We start from the raw sequence: 6,908 nt of genomic DNA, 5'->3' as shown, positions 1-6,908 counted from the left end.
CGCCGGCCCCGGCGAGGGCCGCGTCTCGGCCACCGTCGAGCGGCGCGCGATGTGGCAGGCGCAGACGCCGCAGATGTTCCGTCTGGGCCTGCTGCGCGAGGCGCTGCGCGCCGCCGGCGACGCCGTCACCGACGAAGCGAGCGCGATCGAGGCGCTGGGCCACGCGCCGCGGCTGGTGCCGGGATCGCTGGAGAATTTCAAGCTCACCTGGCCGGCTGATTTTTCGCTGGCTGAACGACTGCTGAGGACACGCTGATGAACCCCGTTCCGTTCCGCATCGGCGAGGCTGGGACACGCATGCGCTGGTCACCGGCCGCAAGCTCGTCCTCGGTGGCGTCGACATTCCGCACAGCCACGGTCTGCTCGGTCACTCCGATGCCGACGCGCTGCTGCACGCGATCACCGACGCGCTGCTCGGGGCCGCGGCGCTGGGCGACATCGGCCGCCACTTCCCCGACACCGACGCGCGCTTCGCCGGCGCCGACTCGGGCGTGCTGCTGGCCGAGGCGGCGAAGCGGGTGCGCGAGGCGGGCTGGGTGGTGGGCAACGTCGACGCGACCATCGTCGCGCAGGCGCCGAAGATGGCGCAGCACATCCCGGCGATGGTCGAGCGCATCGCCGCCTGTCTGGGCGTGGCGGCGTCGCAGGTCAACGTGAAGGCGAAGACGGCCGAGAAGATGGGCCCGGTGGGCCGCGGCGAGGCCATCGAGGCGCGCGCCGTGTGCCTGCTGCTGCCGGCCTGAACGGCCGGGGGTTCAGTAGATCTCGGGCACGATCATGTGCTCGGGCACCGGGTGGCGCAGGTAGTCCGCGTGCCGCACGCGCTCGGGCAGCGTGACCGTGGGACGTTCGACCTCGTGGTAGGGCATCTGGCCCAGCAGGTGGGCGATGCAGTTGAGCCGCGCGCGCTTCTTGTCCACCGCCTGCACCACCCACCAGGGCGCCTCGGGGATGTGGGTGCGTTCCAGCATCGTTTCCTTGGCCTTGGTGTACTCCTCCCAGCGGCGGCGCGATTCCAGGTCCATCGGGCTGAGCTTCCACTGCTTCAGCGGGTCGTGGATGCGGCCGAGGAAGCGCAGGTGCTGCTCCTCGTCGGTGATCGAGAACCAGTACTTGATCAGCTGGATGCCCGAGCGCACCAGCATCTTCTCGAACTCCGGCACCGAGCGGAAGAACTCTTCGACGTCGGCCTCGCTGCAGAAGCCCATGACCTTCTCGACGCCGGCGCGGTTGTACCAGCTGCGGTCGAACAGGACGATCTCGCCGCCGGCCGGCAGGTGCGACACATAGCGCTGGAAGTACCACTGCGTGCGCTCGCGGTCGTTGGGTGCCGGCAGCGCGACCACACGGCATACCCGCGGGTTGAGCCGCTGCGTGATGCGCTTGATGGCGCCACCCTTGCCGGCCGAGTCGCGCCCTTCGAACAGGATGACGACGCGGTGCCTGGTGGCGGCCACCCAGTCCTGCAGCTTCACCAGCTCGCTCTGCAGGCGCAGCAGCTCGCGGAAGTAGCGGCTGCGCTCCAGGCGCTGGGCCTCGCGCTCGGCATCGCTCGGCGCGCGGGACGGCGACACGAGGTCGCGGTCGTCGATCTCCATCTCGAGCTCTTCGTCGTAGCTGTCGACGAGATCGCGGTGGAGGCGCTGCAGCAGGTCGTCGTCGTCGTGGTCGGTCCGGTCGTTCAGGCTCATGGGCGGGGCAGGCGAGGGGTTGCGGGAGGACGCAGGCGTCCCGCCCGAGCGTGCCCGGTTCGCGTGACCGTTTCGTGACGGGCCGGTGGCCCTAGGGCGCCCGCTTCAGCCGGATGTGCGCCACGAAGCCGCCGTCGGCCGCATTGGCGATCTCGAAGCTGCCGCCCATGCGCTGCACCGCCTTCTCGACGATGGCCAGCCCCAGCCCGGCACCGGTGGCGGCGGTGCGGGCCGCGTCGCCACGGTAGAACGGCGTGGTCAGCTGCGTGAGCTTCTGCGGCGGCACGCCCGGCCCGTGGTCGCGCACGCTGACGATCACCCACGGTCCGGTGCGCGCGTAGCTGACCACCACGTAGGCGATGCCGTCGGTGGAGCGGCCGTAGCGGCGGGCGTTCTCGAACAGGTTGCCGAGCACCCGGCCGAGTTCGGTGTCGTCGGCCATCACGCGGGTGTCGATCGCCACGCGCGACTCGATGCGGATCTGCGTCGGGTCGCGGAAGGCCGAGATCTCGCGGTCGACCACGCTGCTCAGGTGCACCGGCACCAGCTTCACCTCGCCGGGTCGCGCGTAGTCCATGAACTTGTCGATGATGGCGTCGAGCTGGTCGATGTCGGCCGCCATGTTGCGCTTGGCCTCCTCGTCGACGACGCTCATCTCGGCTTCCAGCCGCATGCGAGCCAGAGGCGTGCGCAGGTCGTGGCTGATGCCGGCCAGCATGACCGCGCGGTCTTCCTCCACCTTGGCCAGCTCGCGCGCCATGCGGTTGAAGCCCATGTTGACCTCGCGGATCTCGCTGGTCATGGTCTGTTCGTCGAGGCGCGATTCGAACTCGCCGTCGCGGATGCGACTGGCCGCGAACGACAGTTCCTTCAGCGGCCGGTTGATCAGCCCGGCGATCACCGCCGACGCCAGCAGCGTGGCGATCAGCGCGATGCTGGTCCAGACGAAATAGGTGCTGCCGGCCACGGCCTCCACGCGCTTCGGGTCGGCCTGCAGCCAGTAGGGATCGTGCTCGATGTTGAAGCCGACCCACAGGCCCGAGACGCCGTTGACGCTGTTGGCGACCAGCGTGTCGGGCCCGAGCCGGGAGCGCAGCTCCTGCCCCACGGCACGGCTGAAGCGGTCGACCTCGAAGGGCTCGTACTTGTCCTTGGGCTCGCGCGGCACGATCTTGACCGACTCCTGGTCGCTCATCGTCTTGACCAGCGTCACGCGGTTGATCGCGTCGGCGTAGCGCATCGCGGCGCGCGACAGGTTCACCAGGCTGGCGATCTGGCGCGCCGCCTGCACCGCGCGCGGCTCGAACTCCAGCGCGCGGAAGGTCTGCATCCACGCGAAGATGCCGCCGCACAGCAGCAGTGCCAGCAGGATGAAGGTGCGCCAGAACAGCGTCATCGCGAAACGCGGCAGCAGGTGCCATTCGTCCGCCGCCGCTTCCGCTGCTGCGCGCTCCGCCGACGGCCGCGCGCGGTGTGGCTGGGGTGCCCGCGCGGTGCCGCGCGAGGCCCGCCTCACCCGTTCATTCGAGATGAGCGGGTCAACCATGGCCAGCGCTCACCAGGGGTCGGGAGACGGCGAGTGTGCGGTGCTTCAAGCTGCGCCGTCCGGCACGAACACGTAGCCCACGCCCCACACGGTCTGGATGTAGCGGGGCTGGGCCGGGTCGGGCTCGATCATCTTGCGCAGGCGGGAGATCTGGACGTCGAGACTGCGGTCGAAGGGCTCGAACTCGCGGCCACGGGCCAGTTGCGCCAGCTTGTCGCGCGACAGCGGCTGGCGCGGGTGGCGCACCAGCGCCTTCAACATGGAGAACTCGCCGGTGGTCAGCGCGATCTGCTCGCCGTCCTTGGTCAGGCGGCGCAGCGCCAGGTCGAATTCGAACGGGCCGAAGCTGACGGTCTGTGCCTCCTTGGCCGGCGCGCCGGGGGCTTCCAGCGTGGGGCGGCGGCGCAGCACGGCGTTGATGCGCGCCAGCAGCTCCCGCGGGTTGAAGGGCTTGGGCAGGTAGTCGTCGGCGCCCACCTCGAGACCGACGATGCGGTCCACGTCCTCCACCTTGGCCGTCAGCATGATGATCGGCGTGGTGTCGTTGTTGGCGCGCAGCCGGCGGCAGATGGACAGGCCGTCCTCGCCGGGCAGCATGAGGTCGAGCACGATCAGGTCGATGGTGTCGCGTGTCATCACGCGGTTGAGCGCCTTGGCATCTTCGGCCAGCAGCACCTCGAAGCCTTCCTGCGTCAGGTAGCGGCGCAGCAGGTCGCGGATGCGGGCATCGTCGTCGACGACGACGATGCGGTCCGGACGTTGGCTGTTGGCGGTTGCATTCATACGCTCTCCTGCATTTGTAACAGCGGCATTGTGCGCAACGAAACCGAGTGAAACGGGCCGGTTTTCCCGCTGTTACATATCTTGCGCCTTGCCGAATCGAGGGCGCAAGCGGGGTTGCGAGCAAGCCGTCGATGCTGTGCCACAGTGGCGTCGATGCGCCCGTGCAGCCGCCGGGCCGCGCCCACTCTTCGCCCTGAAAGGACTCTCCGTGATCGATCGATTGATGCGCCGGCGCCCGAGCCCGAGCGCCGCCCTGGCCGTCGCCGCGCTGGCGCTTGCGTTACCGGCCGCGCATGCGGCCGACGCGCCGCCGCGCGAGAACCTCGTCAGCTTCACCACCACCGCGAGCATCGAGGTCACCAAGGACCTGCTCGGCATCACGCTGCAGGCGGTGCGCGACGGCAACGACGCCGCGGCCGTGCAGGCGCAGCTGAAGAAGCTGCTCGACGCGGCGCTGACGGAAGCGAAGAAGGCTGCCCAGCCCGGCGCGCTGGACGTGCGCACCGGCAACTTCTCGCTCTACCCGCGCTACGGCAAGGACGGCCGCATCAGCGGCTGGCAGGGCCAGGCCGAGCTGGTGCTGGAAGGCAAGGACAGCGAACGCGTGGCGCAGACCGCCGGTCGCCTGACCGGCATGAACATCAGCAGCGTCGGCTACAGCATCTCGCGCGAGCTGGCCGAGAAGCACGAGAGCGAGGTTACCGGCCAGGCGATCCAGAAGTACCGTGCCAAGGCCACCGAGCTGGCCCGGCAGTTCGGCTACGCCGGCTATGCGCTGCGCGAGGTGAACGTGCAGACGGCCGACAGCGGCGGCGGGCCGCGCCCGGTGCTCTACCGCGCCAAGAACGAGATGTCGATGGCCTCGGACGCGCCGGTGCCGGTGGAGCCGGGCAAGGGCACGATCAGCGCGACGGTGAGCGGGAGCGTGCAGCTGACGCGGTAGCTCGCTGACAGGCGGTCACTCGGTTGCGGGCGTCGAGCCCGCGCCCTCGCCGATTGCTGCGCTGGCCGATCCCCTTGAAGGGGCCCCTCGGCCTTCGCTCCGCGCTCTACTGCGCCGTCCACCCACCGTCCATCGCCCACGCCTGGCCCTTCACGTTGGACGCGGCGTCCGAACACAGGAAGACGGCCAGCTCGCCCAACTGCTCGGGCGTGGTGAATTGCAGCGAAGGCTGTTTCTCGCCCAGCAGCTCCTTCTCGGCCTGCGAGACCGGAATGCCCTCGCGGGCCGAGCGGTCGTCGATCTGCTTCTGCACCAGAGGCGTCAACACCCAGCCCGGGCAGATCGCGTTGACGGTGATGCCGGTGGTCGCGGTCTCGAGCGCGATCGACTTGGTGAAGCCCACCAGCCGTGCTTGGCGGCCACGTAGGCGCTCTTGCCGGCCGAGGCCACCAGGCCGTGGGCTGAGGCGATGTTGAGCACGCGGCCCCAGTTCTTCCTGCGCATCTGCGGGATCGCCAGGCGCGTGGTGTGGAAGGCCGAGCTCAGGTTGATCGCGATGATCGCGTCCCACTTGGCGACGGGGAAGTCCTCGACGTTGGCCACGTGCTGGATGCCGGCGTTGTTGACCAGGATGTCGACGCCGCCGAAATCGGCCGCCGCGTAGGCCATCAGGGCCTCGATCTCGGCTGCCTTGCTCATGTCGGCGCCGTGGTAGCCCACCTTGATGCCGTGGGCCTTGCCGGCCGCCAGCACCTCCGCCTTCGGTGCCTCGCTGTCGCCGAAGCCGTTGAGGATGATGTTCGCGCCCTGGCGCGCCAGGACGATCGCGATGCCGAGGCCGATACCGCTGGTCGAGCCGGTGACGAGTGCGGTCTTGCTGTTCAACATGCTCCGGGTGCTCCTTGCGTTGGGTAGGATCATTATCGAGAGGAAACCCTATGACCGAACCGCGACTCGACTTTGTTCCGTGCCTGGACACCCAGGGCCTGCACCGCATGGCCTATTGGGAGTGGGGCGAACGCGACAACCCGCGGGTCGTCGTCTGCGTGCACGGCCTCACGCGCCAGGGGCGCGACTTCGACACCCTGGCCCGGGCGCTGGCGGCCGACTACCGCGTTGTCTGCCCCGACGTGGCGGGCCGCGGCCGTTCCGACTGGCTGGCCGATCCGGCGGGCTACCAGGTGCCCGCCTACGTGGCCGACATGGTGGCGCTGCTGGCGCGCATCGGCGCCCCGCAGGTCGATTGGGTCGGCACCTCGATGGGCGGCCTGATCGGCCTGGGCGTGGCCTCGCTGCGCGATGGCGCCGGCGGCACGCTGGTGCGTCGCCTGCTGCTCAACGACGTGGGGCCGGCGCTGGGCGCCGACGCGATCCAGCGCATCGGCACCTATGTCGGGCTGCCCAAGCGCTATGCCAGCCTCGACGAGGCGGCCGACTACCTGTGGAGCATCTCCAAGGGCTTCGGGCCGCACAGCCGCGAGCAGTGGCTGGCACTGACGAAGCCACAGCTCAAGCCGGTGCAGGACGCGCAGGGCGAGGGCTTCGTTTCGCATTACGACCCGCGCATCGGCCTGCCGTTCAAGGCCGTCACGCCGGCGCTGGCGGCGGCCGGCGAAGCGATGCTGTGGCAGCGCTACGACAGCTTGCGCTGCCCGACGCTGGTGCTGCGTGGTGCCGAGTCCGACCTGCTCTCGCACGAGACCGCACTGGCGATGACGCAGCGGGGACCGAAGGCGCGCCTGGTGGAGCTGGCCGGCGTCGGGCACGCGCCCACGCTGGTGGCCGCCGACCAGGTGGCACTGGTGCAGGAGTTCCTCGCCTCGCCATGAAGACCGTGCCCGCGGACGCGGCCCTCGAGACCGCGCCCATCGTGCTGCTCGCTGGCGACGTGGCCGGCGAGGAGGCCCTGGCGCCCGGCCAGCCGGCCGGCGATGCCGCGTCGCAG

7 protein-coding genes and 1 pseudogene are annotated in these 6,908 nt (G+C 69.9%); 4 read left to right on the top strand and 4 right to left on the bottom strand.

The genetic code is table 11. The annotated features are described in order from the left end of the window. Positions 1–256, top strand: a 256-nt coding sequence (locus x551_RS16660; protein ID WP_036249627.1) for a 2-C-methyl-D-erythritol 4-phosphate cytidylyltransferase, incomplete at its 5' end; no start/stop codon positions are given. A gap of 46 nt (positions 257–302) precedes the next feature. After that, entirely contained in the window at positions 303–743 is a 441-nt protein-coding gene (gene ispF / locus x551_RS16655; RefSeq protein ID WP_036235234.1) for a 2-C-methyl-D-erythritol 2,4-cyclodiphosphate synthase, read from the top strand. A 12-nt stretch (positions 744–755) separates the two neighbouring features. On the opposite strand, the gene ppk2 is transcribed toward ispF, so the two are convergent. The 3 genes from ppk2 to ompR form a co-directional block, all read right to left on the bottom strand. After that, on the bottom strand, positions 756–1,691 hold the full coding sequence (ppk2, locus tag x551_RS16650; protein ID WP_036235232.1) for a polyphosphate kinase 2: 936 nt from the start codon (positions 1,689–1,691) through the stop codon (positions 756–758). A gap of 91 nt (positions 1,692–1,782) precedes the next feature. Beyond that, on the bottom strand, positions 1,783–3,087 hold the full coding sequence (locus x551_RS16645) for a sensor histidine kinase (protein ID WP_011829172.1): 1,305 nt from the start codon (positions 3,085–3,087) through the stop codon (positions 1,783–1,785). Between the two features lie 195 nt (positions 3,088–3,282). Further along, on the bottom strand, positions 3,283–4,020 hold the full coding sequence (ompR, locus tag x551_RS16640) for a two-component system response regulator OmpR (RefSeq protein WP_036235230.1): 738 nt from the start codon (positions 4,018–4,020) through the stop codon (positions 3,283–3,285). Positions 4,021–4,228: 208 nt separating this feature from the next. On the opposite strand from ompR, the gene x551_RS16635 reads away from it, so the two are divergent. After that, on the top strand, positions 4,229–4,963 hold the full coding sequence (locus tag x551_RS16635; protein WP_310732275.1) for an SIMPL domain-containing protein: 735 nt from the start codon (positions 4,229–4,231) through the stop codon (positions 4,961–4,963). Positions 4,964–5,069: 106 nt separating this feature from the next. On the opposite strand, the pseudogene x551_RS16630 reads toward x551_RS16635, so the two are convergent. Then, positions 5,070–5,851, bottom strand: a pseudogene (locus x551_RS16630) (3-hydroxybutyrate dehydrogenase). A gap of 50 nt (positions 5,852–5,901) precedes the next feature. Here x551_RS16630 and x551_RS16625 point away from each other — a divergent pair. Next, positions 5,902–6,792 carry an alpha/beta hydrolase gene (locus x551_RS16625; RefSeq protein ID WP_011829176.1) on the top strand — a complete coding sequence of 297 codons (891 nt, stop codon included), beginning with the start codon at positions 5,902–5,904 and terminating at the stop codon, positions 6,790–6,792. The last annotated feature ends 116 nt before the right edge of the window (positions 6,793–6,908 follow it).

The sequence above is a fragment of the Methylibium sp. T29 genome, assembly GCF_000576205.1.
Taxonomy (GTDB): Bacteria; Pseudomonadota; Gammaproteobacteria; order Burkholderiales; family Burkholderiaceae_C; genus Methylibium; species Methylibium petroleiphilum.
This window is presented reverse-complemented; position numbering and strand designations above follow the sequence as displayed.

Excerpts from the sequence above, each read along its gene's own strand:
- ompR (WP_036235230.1), bottom strand. The coding sequence starts at position 4,020 with ATGAATGCAACCGCCAACAGCCAACGTCCGGACCGCATCGTCGTCGTC.
- x551_RS16625 (WP_011829176.1), top strand. The coding sequence starts at position 5,902 with ATGACCGAACCGCGACTCGACTTTGTTCCGTGCCTGGACACCCAGGGC.
- x551_RS16645 (WP_011829172.1), bottom strand. The coding sequence starts at position 3,087 with ATGACGCTGTTCTGGCGCACCTTCATCCTGCTGGCACTGCTGCTGTGC.
- ppk2 (WP_036235232.1), bottom strand. The coding sequence starts at position 1,691 with ATGAGCCTGAACGACCGGACCGACCACGACGACGACGACCTGCTGCAG.